This window comes from Streptomyces sp. NPDC107538, from assembly GCF_055657445.1.
Map to the genome: position 1 here is coordinate 248820 of NZ_JBVKAY010000008.1, position 16709 is coordinate 265528.

Below are 16709 nucleotides of genomic sequence, written 5' to 3' on the forward strand. Positions count from 1 at the left end.
CGGCCGGTCCGCCGCGGGGATCTCGGGTCCAAGAGGTGGGGTGCCCGGATCCGGTCAGGCTACGAGGGCCCGCCCGCCGACCACGGAGGCAACGGACTCGTCGAGTATCCCGAGGCCCAGCTCCAGTTGCTCGTCCGCCACGGTCAGCGGCGGCAGAACCTTGGCCACCTCGTCGTGCGGCCCGGCCGTCTCCAGCAGCAGACCGCCCCGGTACGCGGCGTCACACACCTCGCGGGCCGCGCCCGGACGGCCGAAGGGCAGCGCCCACGCGAGGCCGCGCCCGCGCGGGGCGGGCAGTCCGTACCGGCGGGCGGTGCCGGCGAGTGCGCGGCCCACACGCTCGCCCAGCACCGCCGTCCGGGCCTCCAGCGCACCGTCGGACCAGAACAACTCCAGCGCCCGGGCAGCGGTGACGAACGCCGGGTTGTAGCCACGGAAGGTGCCGTTGTGCTCGCCGGGCTTCCACACGTCGTACTCGGGACGCATCAGCGTGAGGGCCATGGGCATCCCGTACCCGCTGATGGACTTGGACAGGCAGACGATGTCGGGGACCACGCCGGCCGGTTCGAAGGAGAAGAACGGCCCGGTGCGCCCGCAGCCCATCTGGATGTCGTCCACCACCAGCAGCGTGCCGTGCTCCCGGGCCCAGCGGGCCAGGGCGCGCAGCCAGGCCGGACGGGCCGGGTTGACCCCGCCCTCGCCCTGCACGGTCTCCACCACCACGGCCGCGGGCACCTCGTCCTCGGCGACGCCGTTCAGCGACCGGACGAGCCGGGCCACCGCCTGCTCGTCGTCGTCGGCGGGATCGTCGAAGGGCAGCGGCACGGTGTACGTCAGCGGTACGCCCGCTCCGGCGCGCTTCATGGGGTTGGCGGTGACGGCCAGTGCCCCGAGCGTCATGCCGTGGAAGCCGCCCTGGAAGTAGACGACGGTGTGCCGTCCGGTGACCTTGCGGGCGAGTTTGCGTGCGGCCTCGACCGCGTTGGTGCCGCCGGGGCCGGGGAACTGGACGCGGTAGTCCAGGCCGCGTGGGGTGAGGACCAGGTCCCGCAGCCGCTCCAGGAAGCCGCGTTGGGCCGTGGTGTGCATGTCGAGTCCGTGCGTGACGCCGTCGCCGGAGAGGTATTCCAGCAGCGCGGCCTTCAGTTCGGGCGGATTGTGCCCGTAGTTGAGAGCGCCGGCGCCGGCGAAGAAGTCGATGAAGGACCTGCCGGACTCGTCGCGCAGCACGGCGCCGCAGCCGGTGGTGAACACGGTGGGCCAGGCCCGGCTGTAGCTGCGGACCGCTGATTCCATGGTGCCGAATACGCTCATGCTCATCCCTGTCAGGTACCGGTACGAGTGGGGTCAGAGGGCCACGGCCTGCTGGTGGCGCTGGTAGAGCACCAGGGCCTGGGCCGTGGGATCCTGCGTGGTCCACAGGACGCGGCCGATCAGGAGGGTGTGGTCGAGTGCGGTGGGCGCCTGGTCGAGGCGGCACACCACGGTGGCGGCGGTTCCCTCCAGGGCGGGGCAGCCCTCCTCCTCCCGGTAGGGGACGCCCTCGAAACGCTCCGGCGCCGGCAGCCGGGCGAAGCGGTCCATGAGGTCCCGCTGCCGCCAGCTGAGGATGTTGACCGCGAAGCCGCCGTGGTCCCGTACCTGCCGCACGGTGCGGCCGCTGCTGGCGAGCGAGACGAGCACCGAAGGCGGCTCGGTGGACAGGGAGAGCACCGCGTTGGCGGTGCAGCCGACCGGGCCGTCCGGGCCGGCGGTGGTGATGACGGCGACGCCGGTGGCCAACTGGGCCATCGCGGAGCAGAATTCCTCGCGCCCGGGCAGCGCGGTGCGGGTGGTGGTCACGGTCACGGGACCGGGTTCCTTTCGCTGGGGGGCGCGTGGGAGACGCCGGGGGCGGCCCGCTCCGCGGGAACGGGGCGGGGGGTGCCCGGTGTGGCCGGGCGGGCGGTGTCCAGGGCGGCGAGGACGGCTCGGCGGTCTGTCTTGCCGTTGAGATTGAGCGGCAGTTCCGGCAGGCGCAGCAGGGTGCCGGGCACCATGTAGGCGGGCAGCCGCTCCCGCAGGGCCTCCAGCAGCGCCGCGGAGTCGTGGGCGTCGCCGGTGTAGACGGCCTGCAGAACGGGAGCGGACCGGTCGTCGCGGGCCACCACGACGGCGTCGGCCACGCCGGGACGCGAGCGCAGTGCCTCCTCGATCTCGCCCAGTTCGACGCGGTAGCCGCTGATCTTGACCTGGCTGTCGAGACGGCCCAGGTGAACGAGCTCACCGCCGTCCCTCGTCACCCGGTCACCGGTCCGGTACCAGTGGGCCTCGGTGAGCAGTCCGCCCTCGTAGGGCCGGAGGCCCGTACCGGGCTCGCCGACGGCGAAGCGGCCCGGGTCGTCGGCCGGGTCCAGGTAGCCGGGGAACCGCTGCGCACCGCGTACCAGGAGTTCTCCCTCGTCGGCGGGGCGCATCCGCTCGTCCACCACCAGGGTCTCGGCGCCCGGGTGGGCGGTGCCGATGGGCAGGGTGCCGTTGGCGGTGCGCGGCCAGTCGGCCGGGTCGGCGGGGAGGCGGAAGCCGGTGCAGGTGACCGTCAGCTCCGTGGGGCCGTAGAGGTTCTCCAGCCACGCGCCGGGGGCTGCCGCGGCGAACGACCGGGCCGGTTGCAGGGTGAGCGGCTCACCGGCGAAGGCCGCGTAGCGCAGCGTCGGCATCGAGTCGGTCCCCAGCCGCCGCAGCCGGGCGGCGAGCGAGACGACCGACGGCACGGAGAACCAGTGGGTCAGCCGGTGCCGCGCCACGAATCCGGCCGGGTCCATGAGTTCGTCCCGGGTGGGCACGACCAGGGCGGCGCCGGTGCTCCAGGCCACGAACATGTCGAAGACGGACGGGTCGAAGGTCAGGTCGAAGGTCTGGGAGAGCCGGCTGTCCGGCCCGGCGCCGGTCCGTTCGACCGCGTGGTCCAGGTAGGCGTCGGTGTTGGCGTGGCTGATCACCACACCTTTGGGCCGGCCGGTGGAGCCCGAGGTGAACAGGATGTAGGCGGTGTCCCGCGGACCGGGTCCGGCGAGATCGGACATGCCGGGGCTGTCCGTGGTGTCCGTGAGGGCGACCGGGACGAGCGGCGCGGCTCGTCCCGCCGGGGCCGCGTCGCTCGCCGCGTCGGCCAGCACCAGGGCCGCACCGGACTGCCGTACGACGGTCTCGTTGCGGCCCGGCGGGGCGGCCGGGTTGAGCGGGACCACCGCGGCTCCCAGCCGCTGCACCGCCAGGTAGGCGGCGTACGTCACGGGTGTCCGCTCCGCCAGCAGGGCGACGCGGCGGGGCGGGGGTGTGCCGGCGCACAGCCGGGCGGCCAGCGCCTCGGCGTGCGTGCGCAGTTCGGCGTAGGACAGCGTGGTGGATCCGGCGGTGAGCGCGGGGCGGCCGGGGTGGCGGCCGGCCGTGCGGGCGAAGCGGTCCCACAGGGTGAGCGTGGACGTCGGCACCGGGATCACCTCTCCTGTCGTTCGGGTGACGGGGTGACTGTGGGACGCGCCGTCGGGACGCCGTAGCCATGAGCCGCGTGCAGCGGCGAGGCCGCGGCTTCCAGCTCCGCCAGTGCGGTGAACGCGCCGCTGACCAGGGAGGGCCGGGGGCGGCCCCGGCGGGCCGAGTTGGCGGCGAACCGGAGCATCCGTGGCAGCTCGCGCCACTTCGCGGTGGTGGCGTCGACGGTCTCGCGCTGCGTCGGGGACAGCTCCGCGCCCGCGGCGGCCAGCAGATGGGCGTCGCGGAACATGTGGTGCCGCGCCGCCGCCCAGACGTCTTCCAGCACGCCCCGCGGGCCGTCGCCGTCCATGTCCGCCAGCACCAGCCGCGCGGTCTCCTCCAGGGCGCCGGCTCCGGTCAGCCAGCCTTCGCCGGGCAACTGCTCCTCGGTGGTCCCCTCTTCCTCGGCCAGCCACTGGTAGGTCTCGTGCGACGGCAGCGCCACCGGGAAGCCGAAGGCCAGCCGGTTGCGTGTGCGGTGCACCTGCGACAACCCGCGGGGGAAGGCCAGCAGAGCCGTGAACTCGGCCCCCGACAGCTCTCCCGAGAACGGGTCCTGGGAGCCGCCGTCGCTGAACAGGGCGGTGAAGCCGTCCACCACGTGCCAGGACCCGTCCGGTGTGGGGCCGTCCACCATGACCAGGTGGGGTGCGTGGTCGTCGGCCGCACCGGACAGCCAGGGCAGCGCCCCGCTGTCGGCGACCACCAACACCCTGTCGCGTTCGGCCAGTTCGGCGGCGATGCCCGTGCGGGCCGCCTCCGCGTCGGGGGCACCCCGGTAGCCGAGCCTGCGTCCGCCGGGCAGGTTGTTCAGGGCACGGTCGTGGTGCGAGAAGCTTCCGGTGGACGGGTCGACCGCGAGCCGCACGGACCGGGCCGGCAGGTCGGTGGAGTCGGGGGCGCGTGCGGACAGGTAGCCGGCGAGGTTCTCCGTGTAGCAGCTCAGCCCCACGCTGTCGGGAACGTGTGAATCGGTACGCATCGGGATCCTCCGTGAAACGGAAGCGGTGATACTGCGGACCCGCATCCCGTGTCGAGCGGGGCGGGGTGTGGTGTCATGTCGGCCGGAGTGCGGTGTCATGCCGGCCGGGCGGCCGGTCCGAAGGCGCAGGCCAGGGCGGCCTTCTCGCTGTCCGCCGGGGTCGGCCGGGCCGAGCGGCGCCACAGCAGCGCACCCCAGGACCCGGCCTGGCCGTCCGGCTCGGCCCGCACACGCCAGGGCGCACCGGACAGGCCCGTACCGTTCGCTTTCACACACGCCTCCTGGACGGTCCATATCCGGGCGAAGACCTCGGCGGCCCGGTCGGGGGACAGGGACGCCAGCCGCAGTGCCGTCTCCGGCGGGCAGCAGCGGCGGACCATCGCGGGCGACGGTGGGCGGGGCACCTGCACGTCGACACCGACGTCCCGTCCGACGCCGACGGCGGCTGCCACGTACGGGCCGCTGTGGGAGACGCTGACCCCGGTCCGGGGCGACCAGGGCAGCCGGGGCCGGCCGGCCGGCTCGGGGACGACCGGCGCGTGGGCGTCGGCCTCGCCGGTGACCTCGGCGAGGAGAAGACGCAGCAGCGCCCGCCCGGCCAGGTGTTCGCGGGCACGCCAGGCCGCCATCGCGGCGGCCGAGCGGTGCTCCTCGGGTCGTAGTCGGTCCATGACGGTGGGCGTCGCCAGCACGGCGTTCGTGCGCGCCACGGTGACGGTCACGTCCGGAGCCGGTTGCCACAGGCGGGCCACCGGGTCACGGCCCGGACGGGACGCCCGGCCGTCCGGGCGGAGCCGGGCGGAGGGCGTCCACGCGGCGGCCGGAGGGGCGGTCACGGTCCCGGCCGGCGGGAGGGTGAAGGTGTCAGACAAGGGTGGTCTCCTGGTCCAGCAGGCTCAGCGAACCGTTGGCGAGGTGCAGCCGGTCGTTGCCGTAGTTCAGTGAGGCGGAACGCAGGTCACGCAGGGCGCGTTCCAGGGCGAGCGGCTGGTCGCGCAGATAGCCGTGGCGCAGTCCGACCAGCTCGATCAGCTCCTCCACGGCGGCGGGGCACTGCTCGGACGCCGTCACCTTCAAGGCGTTGACGAGCAGTTGCCAGGGTGCGCCGCCCCGCTCCCGCTCGGAGAGGGACAGGTAGACGTCGGTGGCGTGGCTCAGCATGGCCTGGACGGTGTCGACGCGCTGGCGGGCCCGGGACAGCCGGGTCAGCAGCAACTCGCTCTTGAGGTCCCGCCTGTGCCGTTCGTCGGGGCTGCGCAGCATCCGCACGGTGCGGGAGAGCGCGCCGGCCGCCGTGCCCAGCCAGCAGGCGCTCCAGCCGAGATGGGCCAGCGGGGCGAAGACGTCGACGGTCACGCGGCGGAAGTCGCCGTGGGCGCCCACGACCTGATCGTGCGGCACCGCTCCGGTGAACCGCATCGGCACGCTGTGCGTGCCGCGCATACCCATGGGGTCCCAGCCCCCGAGCACCTGTACGTCCAGTTGGCCGCGCTCGGCGTAGACCAGCGACACCTGGTTGTCGGAGCCGGCGCCGGGGGCGAGGACGGTCATCAGATAGGCGTCCGCGTACGCGCCGCCGGTGACGATCGGCGCCATCCGGTCCAGCTCGATGAGGTCGCCCTCGCGCCGGGTGCCGGTCCCGGAGCTGAGCAGATGGCCGCCCTTGCCGGCCTCGGTGGTGACCGACCCCAGGTAGAGATCCCCCCGGGCGACCCGCGGCAGCACCCGCTCGCGCAGGTCCTCGGAGGCGTGGTGGACCAGTGCCGCCACCTGCTGGCCGTGCATGGCGAACACCATGGCCGCGGACATGTCCTGACGGGCGATCCGCTGCGAGACGGCCAGCAGGTCGGGGACGGTGCCGTCCAGTCCGCCGTAGCGGGCGGGGACCAGCAGACCCAGCAGGCCGGAGGTCCGCATCGCGGTCAGGCCCTCCACCGGGAAGCACGCCTTCTCGTCGCTCTCGGCGGCGTGCTGCCCGACGGTGGCGAGGACGGGTTCCAGGCGCTCGGCCGGCGTTGCGTCGAGGGCCTTCACCGGGCGTCCGTCAGGGAGTCGGAGCGTGCGTCCGCCACGGCCGACCACAGGGCGCCGGCGGTCTCGAAGTTGGCGTCCGTGAGCTGGTCGTCGGGGAGGGTCACCCCGCAGTTGTCCTCCAGGTCGAAGACGAGGTCGATGGCCTGCATGGAGTTGAGCCCCAGGTCACGCAGCCGGTCCTCGGGCCGGAGCTCCTGCTCGGGGGCGAGGTAGCGCAGGTGGGGGCGGAGGGTGTCGACGAAAGCCTGGTCCATGGTGCTTCTCCTGATGGTGGGTTGGGGTGTGTGCGTGTGTGCGTGTGTGCGTGTGTGCGTGTGTGCGCGTGCGCGGGTGCGCGAGGTAAGGGGGTGCCGGTACCTCGGACGGTCCCGAGGCCGTACGGGTGGTCAGCCGTCGGCGCGCCGGAGGAAGGTCAGCCGGTCGCTGCGCAGCAGGCGGCCGCCGTCGGTGACGACCTCCAGCGGGGCCGGGTGGCCGAGGAAGAGCACCAGGCTGGCGTGCAGGCCGTAGGCACCCGTGTTCGGCACGGCGAGCAGGTCACCGGGGGCGACGGCGGGCAGCGGGTGCGACCGCGCCCAGGTGTCGAGCGGGGTGCACAGGGGGCCGCAGATCATGGCGGTGCCAGTCGGGTCGGTGGGGTCGTCCGGTGCGTGGGTGTCCTCCGGTCCGGTGCCGTGGGGCGGGACGACGGACGGGTGCAGCGGCGGGACCCTGCGCAGACCGGCCATGCCGCCGAGGTGGTTGATGCCGGTGTCCAGGACCACGACCCGCTGCCCGTGGGAGGACTTGACGTCCAGGACCCGGGTCAGCAGCTGCCCGCAGGTGGCCGTCAGATAGCGGCCCGACTCGAAGGCCACGGTGGGCGCGCGCCTGCGCCAACCGGGCAGTTCCTCGTCCAGTCGGCGCTCCAGACGGTCGGCGAGTCCCGGGTAGGCGGGGAGTTCACCGGCGCGGGCGTAGGGGGCGCCGAAGCCGCCGCCGAGGTCGATGGTGCGCAGGGGCACCCCGAGTGCCTCGCGCAGGTCGCGCGCCACGGTGATCGCCTCACCGAAGGAGCTGCCGAGCGCCTCCTCGTCGGCGATGTTGGTGGCCAGATAGAGGTGGAGGCCGTCGATCCGGGCGTGCTCGCCGCCGGTGTACCGCTCGGGGTGGGCGGTGATGTCGTCGGCGTCGGCGCCGAACGCCGAGGGGTCGCCGGTCATCCGCAGCCCGGCTCCGCGACTGCCGCCACCGGGGTTGACGCGCAGGAGGTAGGTGACGCTCACGCCGTGCCGGGCGGCGGCGCCGTCGAGCTGGCCGATGCCGTGCACGGAGTCCACCGCGAAGTCGCGTACTCCCGCCCTGAGCGCTCGGTCGAGGTCCTCGTCGCGTTTGCCGGGGCCGGTGTAGAGGATGTCGTGGGCCGCGACCCCTGCCTCCAGGGCGGCGTCCAGTTCGCCGGGTGAGCTGACCTCGGCCCGGCAGCCCAGCTCGTGCAGTGCGGCCACCACGGCCGGGTGCGGGTTGGCCTTGAGCGAGTAGTACAGCTCGCTCGGTTCCGGCAGCCATGACCTCAGCCGGGCGTGCGCGGAGCGCACCACGGCCAGGTCGTAGACATACGCCGGGGTCGCCGTGCCGGGCGGCACGGGCGCGGCGGACGGTCGGGGGGCCGAGGTGCGCGCGGCGGCGGGCCCGGTGGGGGAGACGGTGTCAGTCGCGGCGGGCCCGGTGGGGGAGACGGTGTCAGTCACGGACGGCCTCCGCGAGCTGTCCGGCCAGTACGGCCTTCGCGATCTTGCCGTTGGCGTTGACCGGCAGCGTGTCGACCGCGTGGCACACCCGGGGCACCTTGTAGTCCTCCAGGTGCTCGCGCAGCCGGGCCGGCACGGTGACAGGGTCGGCCGTGCCGGTGACCACCAGGACCGCCTCGGGGCGCGAACCGTCGGGCGTCAGTACGGCCGCGGTGCTGACGTCCGGCAGTCGGCGGGCGGCGGCCTCGACCTCGATGGAGCTGACCCGGAACCCGTCCTGCTTGTAGATGTCGTCGCGGCGTCCGGCGAAGTACAGCCGCCCCGCTTCATCGGTCCACCCGTAGTCCCCGGTGCGCAGCTCGGGAAAAAGGCCCTCGCGGCGGGGGAAGCGGGAGGCGGTGAGTTCGGGCCGGCGCCAGTAGCCGGCCATGACGTTCGGTCCGCGCACGGTGATCTCGCCGACCTCCCCGGCCGGCAGCCGTTCACCGGCCTCGTTCACCACGAAGACCTCGGTACCGGTCAGCGGGAGCCCGCAGCTGCCGGGGCGGATCAGGTCCTCGTCCGGCTCGGCGATGGTGAGCCGCTTGCACTCGGTGAGTCCGAACATCAGCTGCACGCGCAGGCCGGGAAGCACCTCGCGCAGTCCGCTCGGTATGTCGGCGGGCAGCGCGGCGCCGGTGTTGGTGAGCAGCCGCAGCGGCGGACGCTCCCCGCCGCGCCTGCGCAGCAGCCTCAGCAGCGCGGCGGACACCGGCGGCACGGCCGGCAGCACGGTCGCCCGGCTGCGCACCAGGTTGGCCAGGAGCGCGGGGCCGGACTCGGTGGCCGAGCCGAGCCACACGTGGCAGCCCGCGAGGGCGGAGAGGAAGACCTGGTACAGGCCGTAGTCGAAGGAGAGCGGCAGCGGGCAGTAGACGACGTCGTCGGCGCGGTACGCCAGCCGCTCGGCGATGGCGTGCACGGCGAACGTCATCTGCTGGTGGGTGGAGACCACCGCCTTGGGCATGGCGGTGGTGCCGGAGGTGTAGATCAGGCAGACCGGATCGACCGGAAGCGGCCCGCTGTCCACGGCGGTGTCGCCCGCACGACCGGCGCCGGCTTCGTCCGTGGCATCGGCCGCCGGCTTCGTGTCCGCCTCGACGTCCAGGTCCTCCGGAGCGGCCTCGACGTCCAGGTCCTCCGGAGCGGCCACGGCGATACCGGCCTCGCGCACGGCGTCCCGGGTGGCGGGCGACGCGGCGATCGCGAGGACCGGTTCGCAGTCGGCCAGCACGTGACGCAGCACGTCGCCGCGTACCTGCTCGTGCAGGACGGAGAAGACGACGCCGAGCCGGGAGGCCCCGAACAGCAGCGGCACCAGGAGAGGGCCGCTGTCACTGGTGACGACCAGGCGGTCGCCGCGGCGCAGTCCGCGGGCGCGCAGCTCCCTGGCGCAGCGGTGGCTGGCGTCGACCAGTTCGGCGCGGCCGAGGGTGAGGTCGCCGCAGGTGACGGCCGGGGCGGTGGGGTCGGTGGTGGGGGCGTCGAGGAGTTCGTGCAGCACGGTGGCGTGCGGGCGGGTGCTCACGGGTGCGTCACCTCCGTGCCGGCGGTGGTGCGCAGCACGAGGCCGACCAGTCCGTCCACGCGTCGCAGGACGGCCGGTTCGAGGTCGCCGGGGGCGAACTCCACGCCGTAGGAGCCCTCCAGGCGCTCCACCGTCTCCACCATCTGGAAGGAGGCGTAGCCGTCGAGCCGGCTCAGGTCGTCGGTGGCGGCGACCATCTCGGGGGCTGCGCCGAGGACGTCGGCGACGGTCTCCACCACCGTCCGGCGTACCTCCGCCTTCCGGCGTACCTCCGCGGGTTCCTGGGGCATGGTGTCTCCTGGTCCGGTGCCGACTGCTTCCACGGCGAACCGGGCGTCCGCGCGCAGCAGTTCGACGAGGCGGGTGTGGATCTGCGGGGGCACGGGGCGGCCGCGCTGGACCCGGCGTGCGGCCAGGTAGCACTGGCCGGCCAGGTCGTCCCAGGCGGCTGCCTGGTCGCGGGTGGTGTGCGCGAGCGTGGAACCCGGCGCGTGATGGGCCGCCCAGGTGGCGTGCAGCCGTCGCGAGCGGTTCAGCAGCCAGGTCTCCAGCAGCAGTGCCGTGCACGCCTCCTGCTGATCGGGGTGGTCGCGGAAGGCTGCCGCGTAGCGCTCGGGGGTGTCGCCCGCCAGCAGCAGGTCCGCGTCCCGGGCGTTCTCGGCGAGCGTCTCGGACACCGGCGGGTGGGCGGCCGGCGCGGAGCGTACCGTCACCGGCAGGACGGACGAGCCGTCGAACAGGGCCGCCGCCTGCGCGTGGTCGTAGGCGCACACCACCGGCTCCGCCCGGCCGTAGGGCGTCTCGTTGTCATAGGCGTCCACCGCCTCGACACGTGTGCCCCCGTCCGCCACCCGCAACAGCACGCTGTGATCCATGTGTTGGTGCCCGTGGTAGGGCAGCCACGGCATGCGCCAGGCGTCGCCCACGACGTACAGGGGGCTGCCGTCCTCGGGGAGCAGGTCCAGCAGCGCCCGGCCTTCCGTCAAAGGCCGCCGCGCTCGCAGGTCGAGCCCGAGGGGGCCGCCCATCCACGCGATCTGTTCGGTCGGCGTCTGCTCGACCGTGGGCAGGTGTGTGCCTTCGCCGAAGCGCGGGGCGAACCGCAGCCGGCCGCCGAGTTCCAGGTGGGCGCCCGGTCCATGGGTCGCGTGGGCGAGGACGGCGGCGTTGGCCTGGATGCAGTCCAGCGCCGTGGTGTCGATGGCCCGGACCGCCTCGATCAGCGGGTCGGTGGCGGGGGCGGAGGGCTCCGTCGACGTGCTCACGCGACACGCTCCCCGGACCCGCCGGCCGTGGTCCGCACGATATTCACCAGGTCTCCGACCGTGTAGACGCCGGCGAGCCGTTCGTCGGGGATGGTGATGCCGAAGGAGTCCTCGATGTCCTCCAGTACGTGCACGGTCGCCATCGAGTCCAGGCGCAGGTCCTGCTCCAGGCGGGTCTCGGGCGTCAGGACGGCAGGATCGGCGGGAGGGTGTTCGGTGCGCGCTCGGATCAGCGGAGTCAGGGTGCGCAGGATGTCGTTCGTGGTCATCGGTGAAGGTCTCCTCCGCGTACGACTGCGGAAAGGTGGGGGATGGTGAGCAGGCGTGTGACCGCCGTCGCCCGGCCACGCCTCAGTGCGAGGTGGGCAGTGTGTGCGCAGGATGCGCACGGGCAGCACGGTGTGCCGACCCGGTGTTCACAAGGCGCGGTACGAGATTTCCTGGTGGCTTCTCACGACTCGACGGGGGCGCGACGACAAAGACGTCCGGAGAAGACGGGCTCGGCGAAGAGAGTTCTGCGCCAGGGCATTCTCCTCATTGCGAACTCGTTCCATTTCGTCCTCGGTCCCGCCTCGGCAGGAACCGCCCATCGAGTTGACGTGATCGAAGATACGGTTAGCCAGGCTGACGGTATCCATGCAGAACACACCGAGGAGTGTCCGAAAGGGGCAGCGGAAGGAACATCTCCATTTCAAACCGGTGGGTGAAGATCGTTGGGTCGAATCCGGCCGCTCCGTGGAAACGGCTGGTGACAGGCCGTCAACCCGTTCGTCACCTGCGGAACGAAAGGCGCGCGGCGTCACACCGCTCACGAGAAGATCTTCATTTCCCTACAGAAACCAGCCAGAGACGGTTTTCGCCAGTTTCCCCCGCGCCGACACGGGGACCTGTGCTGTGCATGTATTCCGACGATGAAAAACGCTCCTGGTGCCCTCAGGCGTGCGCTTGACGAGGATTAGCGCGGTAAGCCCCCCATGCCATGCCGTCCTCACAGAGGAACATTCCGGTAAGACCGCCCCATCGCATTATGCGCAGCGCCATCGCATCCCCGAAAAGCATCCCCGAAAGGCATCCCGAAAGGCATCCATGACCGACTCCGACGCCCCTCACCTCACCCTGCGTGCCCCTCGCCCGGCGGACGCCCCGGCGGTATGGCGGTTGGTGCGCGACTCCGACATCCTCGACACCAACAGCCTCTACTACTACAACCTCTGGTTCCGCGACTTCGCCGACATGTCCATCGTCGCGGCGACCGGCGACCACCGGATCGTGGGCTTCGTCACCGCCTACGTCCGCCCGGCCCGGCCCGACACCCTGATGGCCTGGCAGTCGGCCGTCGCTCCCGATCACCACGCGCCCGGCCTCGCTGTGCGGATGATGCACGAACTCGCGGACCGCGCCGCGGGCCACGGAGTCACCTGCGTCGAGACCACCATCAACCCCGGCAACCGCGCCGTCGCCCTGATGATGCGGAAATTCGCCCATGAGCGCGGACTCGACGTCCACACCGAAGTCCTCTTCCGGAGCGAGGACTTCCCCGACGACGGGGCGCACACCCACCCCCCGGAGGTGCTGTACCGGATGACTCCCACCGTGCCGGCTCCGGCCGGGCACACCGTCGCGGCCGTGGCGAGCCGGCGATGACGGACACACCGTTCCACGTCACCGTGGCCGACGGCCTCGCCCTCGTCACCATCGTCGGCAGCGGCAAGGGAAACGCCCTCGGCGGTTCCTTCTGGGACGAGCTGCGTGACTTCATGGACCGGGCCGGCCTCCGGGACGACATCCGCGCCATCGCCCTCATCGGCGAGGGAGCGACCTTTTCTGTCGGTATGGACCTGCGATGGTACGTCGTACGACTTCGTCGGGCTCAGCGCGCACGGGAGCGCTCCTTCATGGACGAGGACGTACGCCTACTCCAGCAGGCGGTGACCGCCGTCGCGGACTGCCCCAAGCCGGTCGTCGCCCTCATCGACGGCGAGTGCACCGGAGCCGCCCTGGAACTGGTCAGCGCCTGCGACATCCGCTACGCCACCCGGCACGCCCATTTCGCTTTGCCTGAAGCCGAGTTGGGCGTGGTGGCCGACCTGGGCGGGCTCCAGCGACTTCCGCTGCTGATCAACCAGGGGCAGCTGCGCGAGCTGGCGTTCACCGGCCGCACCATCGACGCCGAACGCGCGAGCCGTATCGGGCTGGTCAACGACGTGTTCGCCGACCAGTCCGCCCTGCACCGCGCCGCCCGCCGACTGACCGACGACCTGCGCCGGCACCCCGCACACGTCATGGAAGGGATCAAGCGCACTCTCGACACCGTCAACAGGGACGGCATACGGCGCGGCCTCGACCATTCCGCCCGATGGAACAGCGGCCACACCGGGCCCGAGGGCCTGGGCCAGGCCATGAGCGCCCGGCTGCGAGGTCCCGCTTCGCCGGGCGAGACCGCCCGGCTCCGTAGCACGGCCGCACCCTGAGTCGGCACACCGCAACGACCCGTCACAGCTTGGCTTTAGACGACACGGTGTCACACGGCACCGAGCTACGAGGAGTCCCCACATGAGCCAGCCCACCCCGGGACGGTCCCGGCCGCTCGTCCGCGGTCTCGCACCGCGCTTCGCCCTCCTGATCGGCGACCCACGAGTAGCCTCGGCCCTGCAGGTGTCCTGCGTGGACGACGTCATCGACGTCCACTACCCCGAGAGCCACATCAGCTGCCGCCTCCTGCTCCGACCGACCGCCGGCCAACTGCTGTGCGCCTTCAGCGTCACCCACCTCGCCCGCGACGGCTCGGCCGAGGAACACCACCGCATGGACCTCACGCTCGATGGTCCTCTCGGGTCCGTCGCACAGCGCGAGGCCATCCTCGACCGGCTCCACGCGTTCCGGTGCGCGGCCACCGCGTCTCGCGTCCGTGTCGCCACTCGCATCCTGGGCCGCGCGAGCCAGACGCTCAGCCACTCGTATCTGACAGCGGCATGACGGAGGTGCGAGGAGTTCTCGCCGTGGGTGATGCCCTTCGCGGACAGCGACAGAACCATCTCGCCGACGCCGGTCACCCGGCGCCGCCGCTTCTCGACGATGGCCGGCTCGAAGGACCCCCCCCCGGTCGCGGGGTACGTCGATCCCGACCGGCCCGATGCCGGTCGGAACCGTCTTGTTCAGGTGCGGCGGCACCCTCGTATCAAATGTCCCGGAAGAGACCAGTCAGCGCGGTGACCTGCCACGATGAGGTGCCTTCGGTCGTTGACCTGCGCGAATGGTCTTTCAGTTGTTCCATGCTCGTGCCGGTTGACGAAGCCGGAAGTCCCAGAGAACCCCCAGGGTCCCTTGCATGATCGAGGTCTGTCTGGAGTCATCCGGCGAGGCCGAGGGCGACCAGGGGCCTTCGCCGGTCGCGAGCGGTGTGGCGTAGGGCGGCGGCGATGTTGGCGTGGCCGTCCTGGCGGTGGGCGCCAATGGCGAGGTTGCGCAGGTCGGCCACGATGCGCGGGAGATGGCCGACATTGATCTTGGAGTCGTCTTCGCGGAAGGTGCGGTCGCGGACGTGGTGCGTGAAGTCCTTCCTCCAGCGCACGACTTGGAGGGCCGGGCGGGCATCGGAGTAGTCGAGGTGGGCGAAGGCGGCGGTCTTCAGCCGCCGGATCTCCAGGCGGTGGTGGGACCGGGTGCGGTCGTAGTGGTCGGGCGTGATCTCGCGCCAGGGCAGGCGGCCGGCCCTGGCGAACAGGCCGGGATGGTTGGCCTTGACCTGGGCGATGTAGTGGGTACCGCGCTTGCGGAGGTAGGTGCGGTGAGCGTGCTGGGTGTGCAACGCGTCGGCGGTGATGACCGTGCTGGTCAGGTCGGCGCTGTCCAGCAGGGGCCGGAAGGCGGAGGTCTTGCTCTTGTCGGTGACCTGACGCTGGGCCAGGACGTGGCCGGTGTGGTCCCTCGCGGCGAGCAGGGTGACGTGCCCGGTGGCGTGGGTGCGCGAGCCGCACAGGGCCTGCCGTCGACGGCGATCGCCCGCAGTCCGGGACCGGCCGGGGGCGGCGCGGGCGGTGAGGAGGGCTCCGATCGCCCGGTCGGGGCGTCGCCGTCGAGTTGGATGAGCAGACGGCGCAGGATGTGGGGTGCGGGACGGACACTGCGTCGGAGAGCGGGTCGGTGGGGAAGCCGAGAACCCGGCAGTCCCACGCAGGGAGTCGCCGATCCATTCCATGATCGCGGTGGGCGAGCGGGCACCGTCCAGAACACTCGACGCGACCAGAGCGGACAGCCGGTAGCGGCGGCCACGGACGCCTCGCGGGTCGGGCATCAGGTTCAGGAAGCCGGACAGTGCGACCGCGTCCGACAGCGGATGGGCGCGGCAGTCCGGCGCAGTTGGGCCGGCGCGGTGGGCATGGGAGAAGATGCAGGAGCAGGCACGGACTCGCCAGGTTTTCATGGGACTTCGACACTCACATGATCACTGAGACCGTGCCTGCACTGCGTCCGCCCCTGCCCGTACCGGGATGTCCCCTCCACGGAAGGGCCAGCACGGCACTCCGGACGAAACGTGATCATGCAACAGCCCCCGCGTTCCGCCCTCTCGTGCCATGTGCGGACTTGATATACAAATAGGGCTGCGACAGGGGAAGTTGGGTATCACCGGGTTCTGTAACGGTCTTGAATGGGTCTTTTACATGGTGCGCCGCGCCCCTGTAACGGGTGCCGCCCGGTCGGTGGGGATTCACCCTGCGGGCGTCAGGCAGGCGGCCATGCGTGCTGGACCAAAGGTGCGCCCCCGCTGCCTACCCACCCGATATGACCAGCCTATTGAGCCGGTGTTTCGACTTTCAACTCCCCGCCTGTGTGCGGAGATACCTAGGCGCTGAGATGCGGATTGCACCGATGAGACGCATGCTGATGGTGTAGTCGGTTATGGCCGTGCTCTGGATTATTCCATCAGTTTGCTGCAGCGGTTGACCGCGCTGTTCATCTGTCCCGCCGCTCGTGCGGGGTGTGTACGCAACCACGAGGAAGGTGAGTGAGTCATGACCAAGCCACTGTTCCGAGAAGTAGGAAACGCGACCCCGGACGACACGAAGGCGCAAGTTCGCGAGAGTCTCACAGAGTCCGGCCTCGACTCCTTCGATGCAATCGTCGAGCGACTGGCTGAATCAGTTCCCCGTACCCTGAATGAAGTCCCCGTGACACTGGTCGGAAACCTGGACGGCGCCGTCGCGGAGCCGCCTGAGCATCAGGTTCCCGAAATGATGGTGGTGATCGACGGAGAGACCCATGAGCCCGAAGTGATCAGTCAATTCGACGGTCAGGCGCTGTACTGCACGCCTGGTCTCGACTCCTAGCGAAACGAGGTTCTTTACTGCTTCACTTCGCTGGAGGGGCTCAACGAGCATGCGGTCCAGCTGACTTCGGTCCGTCATGACATCGGAACGACGAATCCCGACTCCCTCCCGGAGCATTCTTCGTACTTCGAGCATGACGACGCAGGAGGAGACCGGTTGGACAACAGGCCGGGATATGGCTGGAGGAACCTGAGGCGTGTCCCGCGCGGATTCTTGGGCCTGGGGGACTGGAACGACATCATTTCGTCGGTCAACTGGTGCCGCTGGCACATCACGCTCTGGGACCGT

At 71.6% G+C, this 16709-nt stretch carries 16 protein-coding genes and 1 pseudogene; 4 read left to right on the plus strand and 13 right to left on the minus strand.

Annotated features, from left to right (window positions below; translation table 11 throughout):
- Window positions 1–54 precede the first annotated feature (54 nt).
- From ACZ7MG_RS28100 to ACZ7MG_RS28150, 11 genes are all read right to left on the minus strand, one after another.
- Window positions 55–1314, minus strand: coding sequence for a diaminobutyrate--2-oxoglutarate transaminase (locus ACZ7MG_RS28100; protein WP_471384593.1), 1260 nt, complete (start codon window positions 1312–1314; stop codon window positions 55–57).
- A 33-nt stretch (window positions 1315–1347) separates the two neighbouring features.
- Window positions 1348–1848 (minus strand): flavin reductase family protein, encoded by a 501-nt coding sequence (locus ACZ7MG_RS28105; protein WP_471384590.1) that lies wholly within the window; start codon window positions 1846–1848, stop codon window positions 1348–1350.
- Complete coding sequence (locus ACZ7MG_RS28110; protein WP_471384587.1) at window positions 1845–3473, minus strand: amino acid adenylation domain-containing protein; 1629 nt, start codon at window positions 3471–3473, stop codon at window positions 1845–1847. Before ACZ7MG_RS28110 ends, ACZ7MG_RS28105 begins: the two co-directional genes overlap by 4 nt.
- A gap of 5 nt (window positions 3474–3478) precedes the next feature.
- Entirely contained in the window at window positions 3479–4498 is a 1020-nt protein-coding gene (locus tag ACZ7MG_RS28115) for a hypothetical protein (RefSeq protein ID WP_471384584.1), read from the minus strand.
- A 95-nt stretch (window positions 4499–4593) separates the two neighbouring features.
- Window positions 4594–5370, minus strand: coding sequence for a 4'-phosphopantetheinyl transferase family protein (locus ACZ7MG_RS28120; protein ID WP_471384581.1), 777 nt, complete (start codon window positions 5368–5370; stop codon window positions 4594–4596).
- The gene (locus ACZ7MG_RS28125) at window positions 5363–6532 is read right to left on the minus strand and encodes an acyl-CoA dehydrogenase family protein (RefSeq protein ID WP_471384579.1); all 1170 of its coding nucleotides are present in this window, start codon (window positions 6530–6532) and stop codon (window positions 5363–5365) included. Before ACZ7MG_RS28125 ends, ACZ7MG_RS28120 begins: the two co-directional genes overlap by 8 nt.
- A complete protein-coding gene (locus ACZ7MG_RS28130) occupies window positions 6529–6786 on the minus strand; it encodes an acyl carrier protein (protein WP_471384576.1) in 258 nt (85 codons plus the stop codon). Before ACZ7MG_RS28130 ends, ACZ7MG_RS28125 begins: the two co-directional genes overlap by 4 nt.
- A gap of 132 nt (window positions 6787–6918) precedes the next feature.
- The gene (locus tag ACZ7MG_RS28135; protein WP_471384573.1) at window positions 6919–8262 is read right to left on the minus strand and encodes a type III PLP-dependent enzyme domain-containing protein; all 1344 of its coding nucleotides are present in this window, start codon (window positions 8260–8262) and stop codon (window positions 6919–6921) included.
- On the minus strand, window positions 8255–9829 hold the full coding sequence (locus ACZ7MG_RS28140; protein ID WP_471384570.1) for a class I adenylate-forming enzyme family protein: 1575 nt from the start codon (window positions 9827–9829) through the stop codon (window positions 8255–8257). The genes ACZ7MG_RS28135 and ACZ7MG_RS28140 overlap by 8 nt, the downstream gene beginning before the upstream one ends.
- Entirely contained in the window at window positions 9826–11094 is a 1269-nt protein-coding gene (locus ACZ7MG_RS28145; RefSeq protein WP_471384567.1) for an acyl carrier protein, read from the minus strand. Before ACZ7MG_RS28145 ends, ACZ7MG_RS28140 begins: the two co-directional genes overlap by 4 nt.
- Window positions 11091–11363, minus strand: coding sequence for an acyl carrier protein (locus tag ACZ7MG_RS28150; protein WP_471384564.1), 273 nt, complete (start codon window positions 11361–11363; stop codon window positions 11091–11093). The genes ACZ7MG_RS28145 and ACZ7MG_RS28150 overlap by 4 nt, the downstream gene beginning before the upstream one ends.
- An 817-nt stretch (window positions 11364–12180) precedes the next feature.
- Between ACZ7MG_RS28150 and ectA the strand changes: the two genes are divergently transcribed.
- From ectA to ACZ7MG_RS28165, 3 genes are all read left to right on the plus strand, one after another.
- Window positions 12181–12738 (plus strand): diaminobutyrate acetyltransferase, encoded by a 558-nt coding sequence (ectA, locus tag ACZ7MG_RS28155; RefSeq protein ID WP_471384562.1) that lies wholly within the window; start codon window positions 12181–12183, stop codon window positions 12736–12738.
- Window positions 12735–13565 (plus strand): enoyl-CoA hydratase-related protein, encoded by an 831-nt coding sequence (locus ACZ7MG_RS28160; RefSeq protein WP_471384559.1) that lies wholly within the window; start codon window positions 12735–12737, stop codon window positions 13563–13565. Before ectA ends, ACZ7MG_RS28160 begins: the two co-directional genes overlap by 4 nt.
- Before the next feature lie 82 nt (window positions 13566–13647).
- On the plus strand, window positions 13648–14070 hold the full coding sequence (locus ACZ7MG_RS28165) for a hypothetical protein (protein ID WP_471384977.1): 423 nt from the start codon (window positions 13648–13650) through the stop codon (window positions 14068–14070).
- 2 nt (window positions 14071–14072) lie between these two features.
- Here ACZ7MG_RS28165 and ACZ7MG_RS28170 read toward each other — a convergent pair.
- Window positions 14073–14250 (minus strand): annotated as a pseudogene (locus ACZ7MG_RS28170) (transposase); the annotation flags it as partial.
- A gap of 193 nt (window positions 14251–14443) precedes the next feature.
- A complete protein-coding gene (locus ACZ7MG_RS28175) occupies window positions 14444–15517 on the minus strand; it encodes an ISAs1 family transposase (RefSeq protein WP_471384556.1) in 1074 nt (357 codons plus the stop codon).
- A 589-nt stretch (window positions 15518–16106) separates the two neighbouring features.
- On the opposite strand from ACZ7MG_RS28175, the gene ACZ7MG_RS28180 reads away from it, so the two are divergent.
- Window positions 16107–16421 carry a hypothetical protein gene (locus ACZ7MG_RS28180; RefSeq protein ID WP_471384555.1) on the plus strand — a complete coding sequence of 105 codons (315 nt, stop codon included), beginning with the start codon at window positions 16107–16109 and terminating at the stop codon, window positions 16419–16421.
- Window positions 16422–16709 lie beyond the last annotated feature (288 nt).

Bases quoted from the DNA above. Each gene is read 5' to 3' on its own strand.
- ACZ7MG_RS28150 (WP_471384564.1), bottom strand. From the start codon at position 11,363: ATGACCACGAACGACATCCTGCGCACCCTGACTCCGCTGATCCGAGCG.
- ACZ7MG_RS28115 (WP_471384584.1), bottom strand. From the start codon at position 4,498: ATGCGTACCGATTCACACGTTCCCGACAGCGTGGGGCTGAGCTGCTAC.
- ACZ7MG_RS28180 (WP_471384555.1), top strand. From the start codon at position 16,107: ATGACCAAGCCACTGTTCCGAGAAGTAGGAAACGCGACCCCGGACGAC.
- ACZ7MG_RS28160 (WP_471384559.1), top strand. From the start codon at position 12,735: ATGACGGACACACCGTTCCACGTCACCGTGGCCGACGGCCTCGCCCTC.
- ACZ7MG_RS28175 (WP_471384556.1), bottom strand. From the start codon at position 15,517: ATGAAAACCTGGCGAGTCCGTGCCTGCTCCTGCATCTTCTCCCATGCC.
- ACZ7MG_RS28100 (WP_471384593.1), bottom strand. From the start codon at position 1,314: ATGAGCGTATTCGGCACCATGGAATCAGCGGTCCGCAGCTACAGCCGG.
- ectA (WP_471384562.1), top strand. From the start codon at position 12,181: ATGACCGACTCCGACGCCCCTCACCTCACCCTGCGTGCCCCTCGCCCG.
- ACZ7MG_RS28165 (WP_471384977.1), top strand. From the start codon at position 13,648: ATGAGCCAGCCCACCCCGGGACGGTCCCGGCCGCTCGTCCGCGGTCTC.
- ACZ7MG_RS28130 (WP_471384576.1), bottom strand. From the start codon at position 6,786: ATGGACCAGGCTTTCGTCGACACCCTCCGCCCCCACCTGCGCTACCTC.